This window comes from Microbacterium lemovicicum (assembly GCF_003991875.1).
Classification (GTDB): domain Bacteria; phylum Actinomycetota; class Actinomycetes; order Actinomycetales; family Microbacteriaceae; genus Microbacterium; species Microbacterium lemovicicum.
Window position 1 is genome coordinate 3,149,230 of the sequence record NZ_CP031423.1, and the last position, 16,690, is coordinate 3,165,919.

14 protein-coding genes are annotated in these 16,690 nt (G+C 71.2%); 6 read left to right on the top strand and 8 right to left on the bottom strand.

Annotated features, from left to right (window positions below; translation table 11 throughout):
* Positions 1-153: 153 nt before the first annotated feature.
* Positions 154-1,164, bottom strand: a complete 1,011-nt coding sequence (locus tag CVS47_RS14715) for an aldose 1-epimerase family protein (protein WP_164734674.1) — start codon at positions 1,162-1,164, stop codon at positions 154-156.
* Positions 1,165-1,299: 135 nt separating this feature from the next.
* Between CVS47_RS14715 and CVS47_RS14720 the strand changes: the two genes are divergently transcribed.
* From CVS47_RS14720 to CVS47_RS14730, 3 genes are all read left to right on the top strand, one after another.
* Positions 1,300-2,139, top strand: coding sequence for a class I fructose-bisphosphate aldolase (locus tag CVS47_RS14720; RefSeq protein ID WP_127096758.1), 840 nt, complete (start codon positions 1,300-1,302; stop codon positions 2,137-2,139).
* Complete coding sequence (locus CVS47_RS14725) at positions 2,136-3,290, top strand: Gfo/Idh/MocA family protein (protein ID WP_127096759.1); 1,155 nt, start codon at positions 2,136-2,138, stop codon at positions 3,288-3,290. The genes CVS47_RS14720 and CVS47_RS14725 overlap by 4 nt, the downstream gene beginning before the upstream one ends.
* 62 nt (positions 3,291-3,352) lie before the next feature.
* Entirely contained in the window at positions 3,353-4,363 is a 1,011-nt protein-coding gene (locus tag CVS47_RS14730; protein ID WP_206502663.1) for a LacI family DNA-binding transcriptional regulator, read from the top strand.
* On the opposite strand, the gene CVS47_RS14735 is transcribed toward CVS47_RS14730, so the two are convergent.
* Genes CVS47_RS14735 through CVS47_RS14745 form a run of 3 tightly spaced genes read right to left on the bottom strand, consistent with a single transcriptional unit; the run spans position 4,347 to position 7,845 of the window.
* Positions 4,347-5,192, bottom strand: a complete 846-nt coding sequence (locus tag CVS47_RS14735) for a transglutaminase family protein (protein ID WP_127096760.1) — start codon at positions 5,190-5,192, stop codon at positions 4,347-4,349. The genes CVS47_RS14730 and CVS47_RS14735 overlap by 17 nt on opposite strands.
* A complete protein-coding gene (locus CVS47_RS14740) occupies positions 5,189-6,121 on the bottom strand; it encodes an alpha-E domain-containing protein (RefSeq protein WP_127096761.1) in 933 nt (310 codons plus the stop codon). Before CVS47_RS14740 ends, CVS47_RS14735 begins: the two co-directional genes overlap by 4 nt.
* Complete coding sequence (locus tag CVS47_RS14745; RefSeq protein ID WP_127096762.1) at positions 6,115-7,845, bottom strand: circularly permuted type 2 ATP-grasp protein; 1,731 nt, start codon at positions 7,843-7,845, stop codon at positions 6,115-6,117. Before CVS47_RS14745 ends, CVS47_RS14740 begins: the two co-directional genes overlap by 7 nt.
* A gap of 95 nt (positions 7,846-7,940) precedes the next feature.
* On the opposite strand from CVS47_RS14745, the gene CVS47_RS14750 reads away from it, so the two are divergent.
* The 3 genes from CVS47_RS14750 (at position 7,941) to CVS47_RS14760 (ending at position 12,918) form a co-directional block, all read left to right on the top strand.
* Entirely contained in the window at positions 7,941-9,527 is a 1,587-nt protein-coding gene (locus CVS47_RS14750) for a molybdopterin-dependent oxidoreductase (RefSeq protein ID WP_420899341.1), read from the top strand.
* Positions 9,528-9,736: 209 nt separating this feature from the next.
* Entirely contained in the window at positions 9,737-11,539 is a 1,803-nt protein-coding gene (locus CVS47_RS14755) for a dihydroxy-acid dehydratase domain-containing protein (RefSeq protein WP_127096763.1), read from the top strand.
* Positions 11,536-12,918, top strand: coding sequence for an FAD-dependent oxidoreductase (locus CVS47_RS14760; RefSeq protein WP_127096764.1), 1,383 nt, complete (start codon positions 11,536-11,538; stop codon positions 12,916-12,918). The genes CVS47_RS14755 and CVS47_RS14760 overlap by 4 nt, the downstream gene beginning before the upstream one ends.
* On the opposite strand, the gene CVS47_RS14765 is transcribed toward CVS47_RS14760, so the two are convergent.
* The 4 genes from CVS47_RS14765 to CVS47_RS14780 form a co-directional block, all read right to left on the bottom strand.
* Complete coding sequence (locus tag CVS47_RS14765) at positions 12,852-13,694, bottom strand: IclR family transcriptional regulator domain-containing protein (RefSeq protein WP_164734675.1); 843 nt, start codon at positions 13,692-13,694, stop codon at positions 12,852-12,854. The genes CVS47_RS14760 and CVS47_RS14765 overlap by 67 nt on opposite strands.
* An 86-nt stretch (positions 13,695-13,780) precedes the next feature.
* On the bottom strand, positions 13,781-14,665 hold the full coding sequence (locus tag CVS47_RS14770; RefSeq protein ID WP_206502665.1) for an ABC transporter permease: 885 nt from the start codon (positions 14,663-14,665) through the stop codon (positions 13,781-13,783).
* Between the two features lies 1 nt (position 14,666).
* Positions 14,667-15,497 (bottom strand): ABC transporter ATP-binding protein, encoded by an 831-nt coding sequence (locus CVS47_RS14775; RefSeq protein WP_127096766.1) that lies wholly within the window; start codon positions 15,495-15,497, stop codon positions 14,667-14,669.
* 32 nt (positions 15,498-15,529) lie between these two features.
* The gene (locus CVS47_RS14780; protein ID WP_127096767.1) at positions 15,530-16,630 is read right to left on the bottom strand and encodes an ABC transporter substrate-binding protein; all 1,101 of its coding nucleotides are present in this window, start codon (positions 16,628-16,630) and stop codon (positions 15,530-15,532) included.
* Between the last annotated feature and the right edge of the window lie 60 nt (positions 16,631-16,690).

The window sequence follows — 16,690 nt, forward strand, 5'->3', positions numbered from 1 at the left end:
TGCGGGTCAGCGGTGGTCTGCGCCATCGATCGGTACCTCGACATCGTTGTCATCGCCGTGAATCCGGACCTTCTGCCCGGTGCGGATCATCCTGCGCGCTACGGGACAACGTTGTCAAGCGCCGTTATCGAAACGCGACCGATACATCCCTGGTCAGTGCGCGGCGCCCTCCACCGCGATGTCCACGCCCAGCGCCCGCTCCTCGCCGGGCGCCAGCGGATGCAGCAGTCCCCGCTCCCGCGCGTCGGCGCGACCGAGGATCGTCGGCGTGGTGGTGGGCTCGATTCCGAGCACGTAGTGGCCGTGCTCGGCCACCCGCCACTGGAAGAGACCCGGCAGAGCGGCGGTGTCGAAGCGCACCCGCACCGTCAGCCCGGAGGGGGCGATGACCGCGACCTCCACCGGCTCCCGCGGCGGGAGGAGGTGCGAGAACACCTGCTCCGGGTAGTCCTCCGCGGGTGCGGGGAAGACGTCCCAGCTGTCGGCGCCGCGCGCGGCCGCGGCGTCGCGGGGCACGACCTCGGTCGCGGGACTCGTCACCCGCGTGCCTTCGTCCACCAGCGGCCAGCCGAGGTTGAGGTGGTAGAGCACCATCGGCTCGACCGGCCGGCTGCCGCGGTTCACCAGCACGTCGCGCACCCGCAGCACCGGCTCGCCGACGGTCATGCTGATGCGCCGGCGCAGCTCGATGTCGTCGCCGAAGACGGCCGCCTCGCGGGTCACGGCCTCCACGACGACCTCCTCGGCCGTGGCCTCGGCGCGCACCACCCACGCCGGCAGCGAGACGTACCGGCCGTGCATCGGATGCCGCTCCCCGCCGTCGTCGCTCGCTGGCCCGACGTTGCGCAGACCGCAGGTCGCCAGCATCCCTCCCCCGAAGGCGCGGAGCCAGCCGCGGCCGTCGGCGTCGTCGACGGATGCCGCGGGGAAGCCGGTCGGCGAGATCCACGCCAGCGGCACGCCGTGCGCGCGCACCTGGCCGATGTCGAGTCCGCGATCGGGCAGGAGCTCGACCGAGAGCGGACCGTTGACCATCCGGATGCGGCGGCTCCCGGCATCCGCTCCGTCTGTCCGCGTGAAGGACTCGACCGACAGGGCCTGCGCCGGCGACCCCATCCGCCGGAGGGCGTCCGGCACCGCCCTGCCGTACAGCTCCGCCGTCATGGCGTCACGGTAGCAGGCGGGCCGACCGCAACGAACCGGCACGCGACCCCTCGTTGACAACGTTGTCTCGGAGTCTGCATACTGTCCCCGGATGCATCGGCGCATCCACGCCCCACGATCAGGAAGCGCACATCGATGTCGACCTACCGCCTCAACCGGCTCTTCAACGCGCGGTCCGGCCGCGCCCTGGACGTCGCCGTCGACCACGGCGCCTTCCACGAGCACTCGTTCATCACCGGCATCGAGGACATGGCCGCCACCGTGTCCACCCTCGTCGCGGCAGGTCCCGACGCCATCCAGCTCACCCTGGGACAGGCGCCGTTGCTGCAGTCGATCCCCGGCAAGCAGAAGCCCGGGCTGGTCATGCGCACCGACATCGCCAACGTCTACGGAGACCCGCTCGAGTCGCCGCTGCACAGCATCCACGTGCCCGACGCGATCGAGGTCGCCGTCCGCCTCGACGCCGTGGCGGTGTGCGTGAACCTGCTCGACCTGCCGGGGCACCCGGAGGTGCGGGAGCAGTGCATCCGCTCGATCCTCGCCCTGCGCACCGACGCGCAGCGCTGGGGCATGCCGCTCATGATCGAGCCGCTCGTCATGCAGACCAGGCCCGGGTCGGGCGGCTACGGCGTCGACGGCGACACGGCCAAGATCGTTACGCTCGTCCGCCAGGCGCGCGAGCTCGGGGCCGACCTCATCAAGGCCGATCCGACCGACGACATCTCCGACTACCACCGCGTGATCCAGGCCGCCGGCGACACCCCCGTGCTCGTGCGCGGCGGCGGGCGCGTCGACGACCGCACGCTGCTCGAGCGCACCACCGCCGTCCTCGCGCAGGGCGCGCGCGGCATCGTCTACGGGCGCAACGTCATCCAGCACCCCGACCCCGCCGGCATCACCGCTGCCCTCATGGCCGTCGTCCACGACGACGCCTCGGTCGATCAGGCCCTCAGCCTCATCGGTGGCGCCGCATGAGCGCCCGTCGCCTCAACATCGGCATCATCGGCGGAGGCCTCATGGGCCGCGAGATCGCCGCCGCCCTCCGTCGCTGGCCCGCGCTCATCGACCACCCCGTCGACCCGCGCCTCGTCGCCGTCTGCGACATCAACCCCGCCGCCATGGAGTGGTTCGACGGCATCGAGTCGGTGCGCATGAAGACCACCGACTACACCGAGCTGCTGGCCGACCCCGACATCGACGTCGTCTACATCGCGGTGCGTCACGACCTCCACGAGAAGCTGTACGTCGACACCGTCCGCGCGGGCAAGGCGCTGCTGGCCGAGAAGCCGTTCGGGATCGACCGCGCGGCGGCCGACGCCGTGATGGCCGCCATCGGCGAGACGCCCGGCGCCTTCGTCCGGGTCTCCAGCGAGATGCCGTTCTTCCCCGGCGCCCAGTGGGCGGTCGACTACATCCGCTCCGGCGCGCTCGGGCGCATCGTCGAGGCATCCTGCTCGTTCCTGCACTCCAGCGACATCGATGTGGACAAACCCCTCAACTGGAAGCGGCAGAAGCAGTTCTGCGGCGACGCGGGGGTCATGAACGACCTCGGGATGCACACGTGGCACGTGCCGCTGCGCCTGGGCTGGGCACCCGAGCGCCTGCACGGCGTGCTGCAGGACATCGTCACCGAGCGGCCCGGTCCCGACGGCGAGCCCGCTCCGTGCGACACCTGGGACAACGCGGTCATCCACAGCTGGGCGACCCACGACGGCGCGCCGTTCCCCCTCACGACCGGGACCAAGCGCATCGCCCCTGGACAGAAGAACACGTGGGAGTTCGAGGCCGTCGGCATGTCGGGCGGCGTGCGCTTCAGCACGAAGAACCCGAAGGCCGTCGAGGTGTTCGCGATCGTCGACGTGCCCGGCATCGGACGCGAGCAGTCGTGGCAGAGCATCGACGCGGGCAGCCAGTCGGTGTGGCCGACGGTCACGGGCGCGAACTTCGAGTCGGGATTCTCCGATGCGATCCTGCAGATGTGGGCCGCGTTCCTGGCGGAGCTGACCGGCGACCTCGGCGACCGCTTCGGCACGGTGCGCCCCGAGGAGGCCGCCCTCACCCACCGCATCTTCGATGCCGCCGCCCTCTCGCACGAGGAGGGGCGGCTGGTCGCTCCGGCGTCCTGACGCGATCCGGGACAATGGATGCCGCGGCTCGCCCTCCACGCGGTCCCGCGGGGAGGAGCACCATGCGCAAGAGCGGTCGCCCGACGATGGTCGATGTCGCCGCCGATGCGGGGGTGAGCCTGAAGACCGTCTCACGCGTCGTCAACGGGCAGCCGCACGTGGATCCGGCCCTCGCCGCGCGCGTGACCGCCTCGGCGGAGAAGCTCGGCTTCCACCGCAACGCGCTGGCCGCGTCGCTCCGGTCCGGCAGCCGTGACACCCTCGGCTTCGTCTCGGCCGACCTCACCAACACCTTCTACATGACGATCGCCGCCGCGGCCTCGGCGGTCGCCGTGGGCCGCGGCATGCAGCTGATCATCGCCTCGAGCGAGGAGGATGCCGCGACCGAGCGCACGCTCACGCTCGACCTCTGCCAGCGCCGGGTGGGCGGACTGATCGTCGTGCCGACGGCGGCCGACCACACCTACCTGCAGGCGGAGGTGCAGCGGGGCACGCCGGTGGTGTTCCTCGACCGCCCGGCCCGCGGCATCCAGGCCGACGAGCTTCTCCTCGACAACCGCGGCGGCGCCCGTGCGGCCCTGGCCGAGCTGCTCGCCGCCGGCCACCGCCGGATCGCGGTGCTGCTGGACAAGCCCGACATTTTCACGATGGTCGAGCGCCGCGCGGGCGTGGAGGAGGCGTTCGCCGCTGCGGGCCTGACCGTCGACGAGCGCGTGGTCGTGGCCGACATGCACACCCCGCAGGCGGCCCGCGAGGCGATGACCCGGCTGCTGGCCTCGGCCGAGCCCCCCACCGCCGTCTTCTGCGCCAACAACCGCTCGACCATCGGCGCCCTGGAGGCGATCGTGGCCGCCGACGCCGACATCGCCCTGTCGGGGTTCGACGACTTCGAGCTGTCGCGCCTCGTGCCACGGCGCATCCGCATCGTCGACTACGACGCGGGCGAGCTCGGCCGCCGGGCCGCGGAGCTGCTGCTGCAGCGCATGGTCGACCCCGACGGCGTCGAGCCGACCACCGTGCTGCTGCCGACGCGGCTGGTGGACCGCGGCCGCGAGGTCAGGCCTCGCGGGTGATCGTGACCTTGACGTTCAGATTGCTCTTGAACGGGCCGGCGTACACGCCCCGCAGCGGCGGCACGTCGCCGTAGTCGCGACCGCGGCCGACCAGCACGTGGCGGTCGCCGATCTCGATGTTGTTCGTGGGGTCGAAGCCCTGCCACTCCCCCGCGAACCACTCGACCCACGCGTGCGACTCGCCGGTCACGGCGACGCCGACCTCGGCCGTCGGGCGCGGGTGCAGGTAGCCCGACACGTACCGCGCCGGGATGCCCACCTCACGCAGGGCGCCGATCGCGATGTGCGCGATGTCCTGGCAGACGCCCTTGCGCGCCTCCCATGCCTCGCTCGCCGTCGAGTGCACGCCCGTGATGCCGTGCATGTACTCCACGGCGTCGCCGACCGCCTCCGCGATCGCGTGCGCCGCGCGCCCGGGCTGCTCGTGCTGCGCCGCGATCGAGCGCGCGAGCTCCACCACCTCGGGGTGCGGGCGCGTGCGGCCGGTCTGGCTGGTCTGCTCCACCGTCTCGAGCGAGCGCTCCGCCTCGCGGGCGAGTCCGTCCCACGTGATGTCGAGATGCTCGAGCGGACGCGGACGCACCTCGACCAGGCTCTTGGCCGTGATCTGCAGCGCGGCGTGCGGCGACAGCACGTCGAAGGCGGCGACGCGCGTGCCGAAGTAGTCCACGTACTGGTTCACCGACGTCGACGGCTCGATGTCGAGCGAGGAGTTCAGCACGAACTGGCTGTCGGTGGAGACCGGGAGCATGCGCGCCTCGTTGTAGGAGGCCGTGACGTCGCCCTTGTAGCTGAAGCCGGTGGAGTGCTCGATCCGGAGGCGCTTCATGAGATCTCCCCGATCCAGCTGGGCTCGGCCTGCGTCGGGAAGAAGCGGCCGCGGATGGCTTCGGATGCCTCGCGCGTGACGGTCTGCACCCGCTGCATGTGCTGCGGCAGCTCGCCGAGGATCTCGCCGATGGGCCGGTACTCCAGGTCGTTGCGGATCTGACCGAGCGCGCGCAGCACCGTGTTGGAGTGGCCCACGCGGTCGGCGCGGGGATCGATGGCGCTCATGCAGTCCTCCGCGCGCGAGATCGAGTAGATGATCGAGCGCGGGAACAGCCGGTCCAGCAGCAGGAACTCGGCCGCGTTGCGGGCGCTGGGCATGCCGCGATACGTGCGCAGGTACGGCTCGTACGCGCCGCACGACCGGAGGATCGTCGTCCACGACGGCCCCGATGCCTCGGTCAGCGACCGCGTGGCCAGGAGGCGGGCGGTCATATCGGTGCGCTCGATGCTGCGTCCAAGGGTGAAGAACTGCCACGCCTCGTCGCGGCTCGTGGAGGAGTCCACGATGCCCACGGCGAGTGCGGCGCGCTCGCGCACCCACTGGAAGAACTCGTGCACCTTGTCGGTCTGCAGACGCCGCGGCATCCGGGCGCTCGTCGTATTCAGCGTCTCCCAGAGCTCGGTCGACACGATCTCGCGCGCGCGGCGGGCGTTCTCACGGGCGGCGGTGACGGCGTAGGCGATGCTCGACGGGTTCATGCGGTCCACGGCGAGGCGGGCGAGCACGTCCTCGCGGCGCACGGGCGCGGTGAGGTCGGTCGGGAACGAGCCCATGACGCTCAGCAGCGAGCGGCAGGCGGTGTCCTCGTCGATCCAGGGGTCTTCGAGGAGGAGCTGGAGGTGCACGTCGAGGATGCGCGCGGTGCCGTCGCTGCGCTCGATGTAGCGGCCGATCCAGAAGAGGCTCTCGGCGATCCGGCTCAGCATGACGTCCCCTCCTCGGCCGCCTGCTGCTGCTGTTCGGACTGCGCCGTGTGCGGCATCGAGCGCGCGTGCTCCTGCTGCTGCTGCTCGTGCTGCTCGCGATCGCCGCGGGCGGGGTCGCGCGGCGAGTGCGCCGGCGGCGGCTGGCCGTCGTAGATGATGGGGATCGCCTCGGTGACGGTGGCCGCCTGGTCGGCGACGAGCCCGGCGAGACCGGAGCCCTGGCCGTACTCGACGTGGCCGGGGGCCGCGCCGCCGACGATCCAGGTGTCCTTCGAGCCGCCGCCCTGGCTGGAGTTGACGACGAGCTCGCCCTCCGGCAGAGCGACGCGCGTGAGGCCGCCGGGGAGCACCCAGATGTCCTCGCCGTCGTTGACCGCGAACGGACGGAGGTCGGCATGGCGCGGGCGCATGCCGTCCGCGACGAGCGTGGGGATGGTCGACAGCATCACGACGGGCTGCGCGATCCATCCGCGCGGATCGCGCCTGAGGGTGGTGCGCAGCTTGTCGAGCTCGGCGGGCGAGGCGTCCGGCCCCACCACGAGTCCCTTGCCGCCCGAGCCGTCCACCGGCTTCACGACGAGCTCGGCCAGGCGGTCGAGCACCTCCTCGAGCGAGCCCGGATCCTCGAGCCGCCACGTGTCGACGTTCTTGAGGATCGGCTCCTCCGACAGGTAATAGCGGATGAGGTCGGGCACGTACGTGTAGAGCAGCTTGTCATCGGCCACGCCGTTGCCCACGGCGTTGGCGATCGTGACGTTGCCCAGCCGCGCGGCGAGCATGAGCCCCGGAGCGCCCAGCATCGAGTCGGCGCGGAACTGCAGCGGGTCGAGGAACTCGTCGTCGACGCGGCGGTAGATCACGTCCACCCGGCGCGGGCCGGTCGTGGTGCGCATGAACACCTTGCCGCCCGCGCACAGCAGGTCGCGGCCCTCGACGAGCTCGACGCCCATGAGACGCGCGAGCAGGGTGTGCTCGAAGTACGCGGAGTTGTAGACGCCGGGCGTGAGCACGACGACGTTGGGCTCCTCCACCCCGGGCGGGGCGGACGCGCGCAGCGCCGCGAGGAGCTTGTTCGGGTAGTCGCCGACGGGCCGCACGCGCATCGAGACGAACAGCTCGGGCAGCGTCTGGGCCATGACCCGGCGGTTGGAGATGACGTAGCTGACGCCGCTGGGCACGCGGACGTTGTCCTCCAGCACCCGCATCTCGCCGTTCTCGTCGCGGATGAGGTCGATGCCCGACACCTGGATGCGCACGCCGTTGGCGGAGTGGATGCCGGCGGCCTGCCGGTAGAAGTACTGCGACGAGGCGATGAGCTTGGCGGGCAGCACGCCGTCGCGCACGCAGTGCTGGCGGCCGTACGCGTCGTCGAGGAACGCCTCGAGCGCGCGTACCCGCTGCTTGACGCCCGACTCGACGCGCGCCCACTCGTCGTACGTGATCACGCGCGGCACCGCATCGAGCGGGAACGGCCGCTCCTCGCCGGCGAAGTCGAATGTCACGCCCTGCGCCAGGTAGGAGCTCGCGAGCGACTCGGTGCGCCCGCGCAGCTCCTCCTGCGTCATCTGCGCGAGAGCCTGGTAGAGCTCGCGGTACGCCTCACGGGACCGGGCGGGAGCTCCGGGATGCTCCGGAACTGCGAACATCTCGTCGAACGCGGGGACGCCGGAGGCGGTCTTGCGAGGGGACAGCGTGGAGCCGTAGCCGTCGAACAGATCGCCCATGGACGAGAGCCTATCTCCGGCCGTGTTGCCGAGGTGTTTCGCGTGCGGCCGTCTGCAGGCCACGTGCAGCGTGGCGGACGTAGGCTTCGCGTGTGGTGACATCCAGACCGGCCGGAGGGCGCGCCGCGGGGCCGATCGCCGGCGTCGCGGCGGTGGTGCTGGGCTCCGGCGCGGGCGAGCTCTCCGCAGCCCTCCTCGCCCCCGGCTCGAGCCCCTTCGCCGCGATCGGCGGCGCCCTCATCGACGCGGCGCCGTCGTGGGCGAAGGATGCCGCGATCGGCCTCTTCGGAACGGGCGACAAGGCGGCGCTGCTCGTGGGCATCGCCCTCGTGCTGCTCGTCGTGGCCGCCGCCGCCGGCGTGCTGGAGGCCCGCCGTCCCCCGTGGGGCCGCGTCGTGTTCGCCGCGCTCGGAATCGCCGGCGCCGTCGCCGCGCTCTCGCGCGCCGACGCCGGCCTGCTCTCGTGGCTGCCGTCGGTGATCGCCGGCGGCCTGGGCGCGGCCGCGCTCCTGGTGCTGCTGCGTCGTCGGGTCGCGCCGGCCCGGAGCGACGAAAAGGCCTCCGCCGCGGCATCCTCCGATCCCCGCATGGCTCCCGCGGACCCCGCCGCCCTCGATCGACGCCGCTTCCTCGTGTGGAGCGGTGGAGCGGCCGTCCTCGGCCTCCTCGCGGTGGCCGGCGGATCGGCGTTGCGGGCGGGATCGCGCTCGGTCGAGGCGGTGCGCGGGATGCTGCGGCTCCCGTCGGCGGCCACGACCGCGGCATCCGTCCCCGCCGGCGCGGAGCTCGACCTCACCGGTCTCGCGAAGGTCGTGACCCCCAACGACGCGTTCTACCGCATCGACACCGCGCTCATCGTGCCGCAGGTCGACCCCGCCGACTGGAGTCTGCGCATCCACGGGATGGTCGAGAAGGAGGTCACCCTCCGCTGGGACGAGCTGCTCGCCCTGCCCCTCGAGGAGAGCTACACGACCCTGTCGTGCGTCTCCAACACCGTCGGCGGCGACCTCATCGGTAACGCGCTCTGGCTCGGCTACCCGATCCGCGAGCTCCTGGCCCGCGCCGTGCCGAGCGCCGACGCCGACATGGTGCTGTCGCACTCGATCGACGGCTTCACCGCCAGCACCCCGCTCGACGTGCTGCAGGATCGCGACCGGGCGTCGATCCTGGCGGTCGGGATGAACGGCGAGCCGCTGCCCGTCGAGCACGGCTTCCCCGTGCGCATGGTCGTGCCGGGCCTGTACGGCTACGTCTCGGCGACGAAGTGGGTGACGGAGCTCGAGGTCACGCGCTTCGACAAGGTGACGGCGTACTGGACCACGCGCGGCTGGTCGGACCGCGGCCCGATCAAGCTGCAATCGCGCATCGACGTCCCGCGGCGCAATCAGGGCCTCAGCCCCGGCGACACCGTCATCGCGGGTGTCGCCTGGCAGCCGCACGTCGGCGTGTCCAAGGTCGAGGTGCAGATCGACGGCGGCGCGTGGCGCGAGGCCACGCTCGCCACCGCGATCTCCGACGACACCTGGGTGCAGTGGAGCATCCCGTGGACGGCCGAGGCCGGCGACCACGCGATCCGCTGTCGCGCAACGAACGCGGGCGGCGAGACGCAGACTGAGACGGACGCCTGGCCCGCCCCCGACGGCGCGACCGGCTGGCAGCAGCTGAACATCACCGTCGCCTGAGATGAGCTGAACCTCACCGTCGCCTGAGCTGAGCTGAGCTGAACATCACCGTCGCCTGAGCCGGTTTCGTCCGGGGGCGGGACCGGAGACGTCAGCCCCAAGCCGTGCGAAGACCCTCTTTTCTCGCGCGCATTCGAGTGCACGCATTGCGTTCAGTTGCACGCATTGCGTACGGTGGAAGAGTTCGACTCCGAAGGGACCGGTCGCCGATGCCCGCACTCCGCAGCAACTTCTCGCCCACCTCCGCCCTGGGGATCGCCCGCCGCGCGCAGTGGCGCGCCCTCGGCATCCCCGCCGAGGACCTCGTGAAGCCCAAGGTCGCGATCGTCAACACGTCCTCCGACCTGGCAGCGTGCTACGCGCACCTCGACGACATCGTGACGGTCCTGAAGAAGGAGCTGCGCGGCCACGGTCTGCTGCCCTTGGAGATCCGGACGGTCGCGCCGTCCGACTTCGTCACGAGCGCCGGTCGCGCGGGCCGCTACATCCTCCCCAGCCGCGACCTCATCGTCAACGACATCGAGGCGGCCGTGGAGGGCGCGCAGCTGGACGCCATGATCTGCCTCAGCTCGTGCGACAAGACGACGCCCGCGCATCTGATGGCGGCAGGCCGGCTCAACGTGCCGACCGTGGTGGTGCCCTGCGGATACCAGAACTCCGGCCTGGCGGAGGGTCGGGAGGCCGATGTCGAGGAGGTGTTCCTCCTCGCCGCGCAGGCGGCGGTGACGGGTGCGCCGACCGACGAGCTGGCCGACCTCGCAGACGACGCCATCCTCGGTCCCGGCGTCTGCTCGGGCATGGCCACCGCCAACTCGATGCACCTGGTCGCGGAGGCGCTCGGGATGGCGGTGTCCGGCGCCGCCCCGGTGCGCGCCAACAGCGAGCGCATGTGGGACGGCGTGGGGCGTGCCGCTGCCGCGATCGCCGATCTCATCGGGCGCGACGTCCGTCCCCGCGACATCATCACCGCGGGCTCCATCGCCAACGCCGTGCGCACCATGCTCGCCGTCGGCGGCTCCATGAACACGATCAAGCACCTGCAGGCCATCGCGGTGGAGTCCGGCGTCGAGGTGGACGTCTGGGAGCTCTTCCGCACGCTCGGGCGCGAGACGCCGCTGCTCGCCGCGGTGCGCCCGAACGGCCCCTGGCTGATCGAGCGGTTCGAGGATGCCGGTGGCGGTGCCACGGTGCTGCGCGAGCTCCTCCCGCTGCTGGACGGAGAGCAGATCACCGTGACCGGCGAGACGGTCGCGCAGTCCGCGGACCGGGCCAGACCCGCCGACGGCGAGGTCATCCGGTCGATCGCCGACCCCTTCGGAACCGACCCCGCGATCTCCGTGCTGCGCGGCACGCTCGCGCCCGGTGGGGCCGTCGCCAAGCGCCCGGTGCCCGATCCCGGGCCGCACCGCTTCACCGGGCCGGCGCGCGTGTTCGGCACGCGCGAAGAGGCCATCGCCGCCATCGGCAGCGGTCGGCTCCGCCGCGGTGACGTCGCCGTCATCCGCGGCATCGGCGTGTCCGGCGCCCCGGGAATGGGGCTGACCTCCGCCTTCATCTTCGCCCTGCACGCCCGGGGGCTGGCGCACGAGGTCGCGCTCGTCACCGACGGGCAGTTCAGTGGACTGGTCAATCAGGGCATCTCCATCGGCGAGGTCTCGCCGGAGGCGGCCGCCGACGGGCCGCTCGGGCGGGTCCGCGACGACGACGTCATCGACATCGACCTCGCGCAGGGGCGCGTCGATCTGCTCGTGGACGAGGAGATCCTCTCCGCTCGCGAGCCCTACCGGCCGCCGGCCGACCGCGACACCGGCGGCGGGATGCTCGACCAGTACGAGCAGCTCGTGCAGCCTCTCAGCTGCGGTGCCGTGCTCTGTTCGCGGCCTGCGGCGTCGGTGTGCGGCGCGGGGGCCGCTGCATCCACTCCCCCGCCCACCTCCGAGGGGTCGTCCCCTCGCCCGGCCACCGCCACCGCCACAGCCCCCGCCCCCGCCCCCGCGAAGGAGCATGCATGAGCACCGCCACGATCCTGATGCCGGCCACCGAGATCCCCGTCATGGGCGAGTACGACGTCGTCGTGATCGGCGGCGGACCCGCGGGCCTCTTCGCGGCGACGGCGGCGGCGCGGGCCGGACGCAGCACGCTCCTCGTGGAGCGCTACGGCTTCCTCGGCGGCGCCGGCACCATGGGCGGTCTCTCGACCTTCTGCGGACTGCACGCGCGCGTCGACGGCGAGGACGTCCGCGTCATCAAGGGTCTCGCCGATGAGCTGCTCGACCGTCTGGAACACCTCGACGGTCTCAGCAGGCCGCACCTCAGCGTCGCCGACCGCATCATGGCGCAGGCGTTCGACATCTCGGCGTACAAGATCGCCGCGGACGAGCTCGTCGTCGACGCGGGCGTGCACCTCCTCTTCCATGCGACGGCCGTGTCCGCCGTCATGGACGGTGACCGCATCGACGCGGTCGTGCTCGAGTCGAAGTCGGGTCGCACCGCGGTGCGCGGACGCGTCTTCATCGACGGCTCCGGCGACGCCGACCTCGCCGTCTGGGCCGGCGCGCCGGTGGAGCGCTCCGAGCACCTCCTCTATCCCTCCCTCATGTTCCGCATCAACGGCGTGGACGCCGAGGCGGCAGGACCGGCATGGAAGACCATCCGCGAGATCATGGAGCAGGCCGAGGCCGACGGCACCCACCGCTTCCCGCGGAAGAAGCCCATCGTGCGCCCCCAGCGCAACCCGCTGGAATGGCGGTCGAACCTCACCCAGCTCAGCAACCCCGACGGCTCCGCCGTCGACGGCACGGACGTGCGGCAGCTCACGCACGGCGAGCTGCAGGGTCGCCAGCAGGTCAAGGACACCTTCGCCTTCATCCGCGACCGCACCCCCGGCTTCGAGGACTCCTATGTCGTCGACATCGCCCCGCAGATCGGCATCCGTGAGACGCGGCGCATCCTGGGCGCGTACAGCCTCACCGAGGACGACATCCTGCACTGCGCGGACTTCGACGACACGATCGGGGTCAACGGCTGGCCCGTGGAGGCGCACGTGGCCGGCGATGTCGAGTTCCGGTTCGCCGACCCGGGCAGTCGCGGCTACAACCAGATGCCCTACCGGATGCTGGTCCCCCGCGGGGTCCCGAACCTCCTGGTCGCCGGGCGCTGCGCGTCGATGACGCAGCGCGGCCAGTCCTCCGGGCGGGTGACCGGGCCGTGCTTCGTCATGGGCCAGGCGGCCGGCACCGCAGCGGATCTCGCACTGGAGAGCGGAACGGACGTCGGCGGCATCGACATCCCGACCCTGCAGCGACGCCTCACGGAGGCCGGCGCCTACCTCGGCACCGAGCCGCCGTCGGCCGAGATGTCGGTGGCCGCGGAGAACGCCGCCCTCCGATAGATCTGAGGGTTCGCCGATCGGTAGTCCGCCGCGATCCTCGCCGCGGCCTCCAACAGCACCGGGACGACACGCTCTTCGAGCACAGCGGCATCCGCGCGCACCGTTGTGGAGGAGACCGTCAGGGCGCCCACCGCTGAGGAATCGACGCTGATCGGGACGGCGGCGGCGACCATCCCGGGATGCAGCTCCTCGACCGAGAGGTCGTAGCCGCGCGCACGCGCCTCGTCGAGACGGTGACGGAGCGCGTCGGCCTCGACGATGGTGTGCGCGGTGTAGCGCTCGCGCGCCGTCGAGGTCAGATACTCCTCCAGCGCGGCCGAGGGCAGAGCGGCCAGCAGCACACGTCCCACGGCCGTCGCATGAGCGGGCAGCCTCGTGCCGACCCGCACCGCGTCGGGGAGGGGTCGCCGCTCCTCGACGCGCGCGACGTGGATGACCTCGCCGTCGTCGAGGACTCCGAGGCTGCACGTCTCGCCGGTCGCGGCGACCACGTCTCCCATCACCGGATACGCGATCTCGGGGAGGGAGGAGGCGGTGAAGTAGCCCGCTCCCAGCTCGAGGATCCGCGGCGTCAGGGTCCACAGACCGCCGTCGGAGCGCACGTACCCGAGGTGTTCGAACGTCAGGAGGATGCGCCGCACGACCGGTCGCGGCAGCTTCACCCGCGCCGCGAGTGCGCTCACGCCGAGCGGGGCGTCATGCCCGTCGAAGGCCCGCAGCACCTCGACCGCACGCTCGACGCTCTGGATGCGATCGCGCGATCGTTCTCCGTCCACCGTTCCGCCTGTCCGCCCGTCGGCACACGAGACGCGCACCGCGCTCCCATCCTAGGGAGGGCGGTGCGCCTGCTCGTCGCGTCAGATCACGTCTCGGCGCGCAGTCCGTAGACCGACTCGTGCCAGGGGATGAAGAACCGCTTCGCCTCGTTGACGATCAGATAGAGAACCAGTCCGATCAGCGAGAGCAGCAGGATCAGCGCGAAGGTGCGCGAGGCGTCGAGGGAGTTCATCGCCCGCACGACCATGGCGCCCAGTCCCTCGCTGCCGCCCAGGTACTCTCCGACGATGGCGCCGATCGTGGCCAGGACGATGGCGACCTCCATGCCGGCGAAGAGGTAGGGCTGGAGGCTGCGCAGTTCGAGCTGCGTGAAGGTCTGGAACCGGGACGCGTTGAGACTGCTCATCACCTCTCGCTGCCCGCGTTCCACCGAGCGCACGCCCAGCAGCACGTTCAGCATCACCGGGAAGAACGCCAGCAGTGCGGCGAGCACGATCTTCGAGGTCATCCCGAATCCGAACCAGATCACGAAGAGCGGGATGAAGGCCACCTTCGGCGCCACCTGCGAGATGACGATCAGCGGCCGGATGCTCAGTTCGAGCCACGGCAGCTTGCCCAGCAGCACTCCGACCAGGACGCCCAGCACGACGGCGATCGCGAAGCCGGCGAGGATCTCCGTCACCGTGATCCCGACTTCCGACCAGGTGGCCGGGTCGGCCAGCAGCACGACGAACGCCTCGCCGACCGCGGCAGGTGGCGGGAAGACGAACGGGTTGACCTTCGCGATCGTCACGTAGAGGTGCCAGGCCGCGACGATGACGATGACCAGCGCGGGTGTGACGATCCACGGCAGGATCTTCATGAAGCGCCCCTGCGGCGTGCGCCGGGCGACGGCGACCGGCGCCGTGGGGGCGTCGTCGACCGGCCCGCGGGTGCGGGGCTGATCGGGCGCCTGTGTGGAGGTGGACATCTCAGTGCTCCTCGTCGAGGTCGTGCCGCAGGGCGCGGACGATGTCGTTGAACTCGGGCGTCGTCTGGAGGTCGACGCTGCGTGGCTTGGCCGAATCGACCGGGAGGATCTGCCTGATGCGCCCGGGCCGCGGGGTCATGTGCACGACGCGGTCGGCGAGGAAGACCGCCTCGGGGATGTCGTGCGTGACGAACACGACGGTCGACGTCGTCTCCATGACGATCCGCTGGAGCTCGAGGTTCATGCGCTCGCGTGTCAGCGCATCCAGCGCGCCGAACGGCTCGTCCATCAGCAGCAGGTCGGGCTTCGTGCTCAGCGCCCGGGCGATGGCCGCACGCTGACGCATGCCTCCGGACAGCTCCCGCGGGTAGGACTTCTCGAATCCCGAGAGTCCCACCAGCGCGGCAAGCTCGCGGGCACGATCGCGCCGCTCGGTCTTGCCCACTCCGCGCATCTTCAACGGCAGGGCGATGTTGTCCAGCACCGAGAACCACGGGAAGAGGTTGCTCTCCTGGAAGACGAAGCCGAGCTTCGTGATGGCGGAGGGATCGACGCGCGATCCGTTCCACAGCTCCTTCCCATCCACCTGGATCGACCCGGCACTGGGCGCGAGGAGGCCTCCGATCATGCGCAGGAGAGTCGTCTTCCCGCATCCCGACCGACCGATCACGGCGACGAACTCGCCGCGCCGGATGTCGAGGTCCACCCCGGAGACGGCATGGGTCACACCCGCCTTGGTGTGGAAGTCGCGGCCCACCCCCTGGATACGCAGCCGTGGACGCTCCGCCTCTGCGGCCTCGGTCGTTCGTGCTTCGAGTGTGTCGTCGATCATCGTCGGCCTCCTCGTGCTCCGGGCGTCCGCGGTCATCCGCCGGGGACGTAGTCGTTCGTGATCCACTGCAGCGGGTCCTGGCCTCCCGCGAGCAGTCCCGCTGCGGCGTAAGTGTCGTACGTGGACTTCCATGCGTCCAGGTCGTTCTCGAGGAGTCGGACGTCGCCGCTCTTCTCCACCCAGGTCTCGGTGGTGTAGATCTCCAGCGCGGCGCGGGAGACGTCGTCATCGGCCAGCGCCGGGAAGGACCAGTCGCCGCTGTCGCGGAGTGTCTTCAGCACGTTGTCGAAGCCGTTGGGCGCGTCGTCGATGACCGCCTGCACGGCCTCGTCCATCGCGGCGAGGAATGCCTTCAGCTCCTCCACACGCTCCGGGTTCTCGAGGTTGTCCGCGGTGGTGATCCAGGTCTGGATGTCGGGGGAATCGGTGAGTCCGGCCGGGTCGACGACCGCATCGTCGGCCTGCTGCTCGATGGCCAGTGAGGTGTCGAGGCTCACGATGTAGCCGTCGAGCGATCCCTGCCGCACGACCTCGAGCGTCGCGGCGGTCACCGGGACGGCCTGACGCGTGACGGAGTCCGCCGGGATACCGTCGGCGTCGAGCGCGAGATCGAGCATCTTCTCACTCGTGCCGCCGACCGACCCCATTCCGATCGTCTTGCCCTCCATGTCCGCAGTGGAGGTGATGGGCTCGGATTCCACGGACACCATCCGAAGGTTGGACTTGTAGGCCATCGTGCCGATCGAGCGGATCTCCTGCCCCTGCTCCATCGCGGGGAACACGTCCACGGTGCTCGCCCGGGTGATCGGCGTCGCTCCGCCGAGGAGTGCTTGGATGGCCGCGGCCGTGCCCTGCACCGGCTGCAGCTGCACGTCCAGACCGTGCTTCTCGAAGTAGCCGCCCGAGTAGGCATACATCTCCGGCGTGAAGCTGAAGGACTCCAACGGCAGGAAGGTGACCACGAGCATCTTCTTCAGCTCCCCGCCATCCGTCCCCGTCGAACCGGACGAGGCCGGCGAGGAGCAGCCGGCGAGCGCGAGGGCTCCGGCGACGCCGAACACGGCGGCCGTCCGGGCGACGCGCGCGAAGAGGCCCGATCGAGGCTGGGGGGAGGAACGCACTGCACGGATCATCTCTGACTCCTCTGTCCGAATGAAACGCCCACGCCGTTGCGGGCGAACATGTCGAGTCTG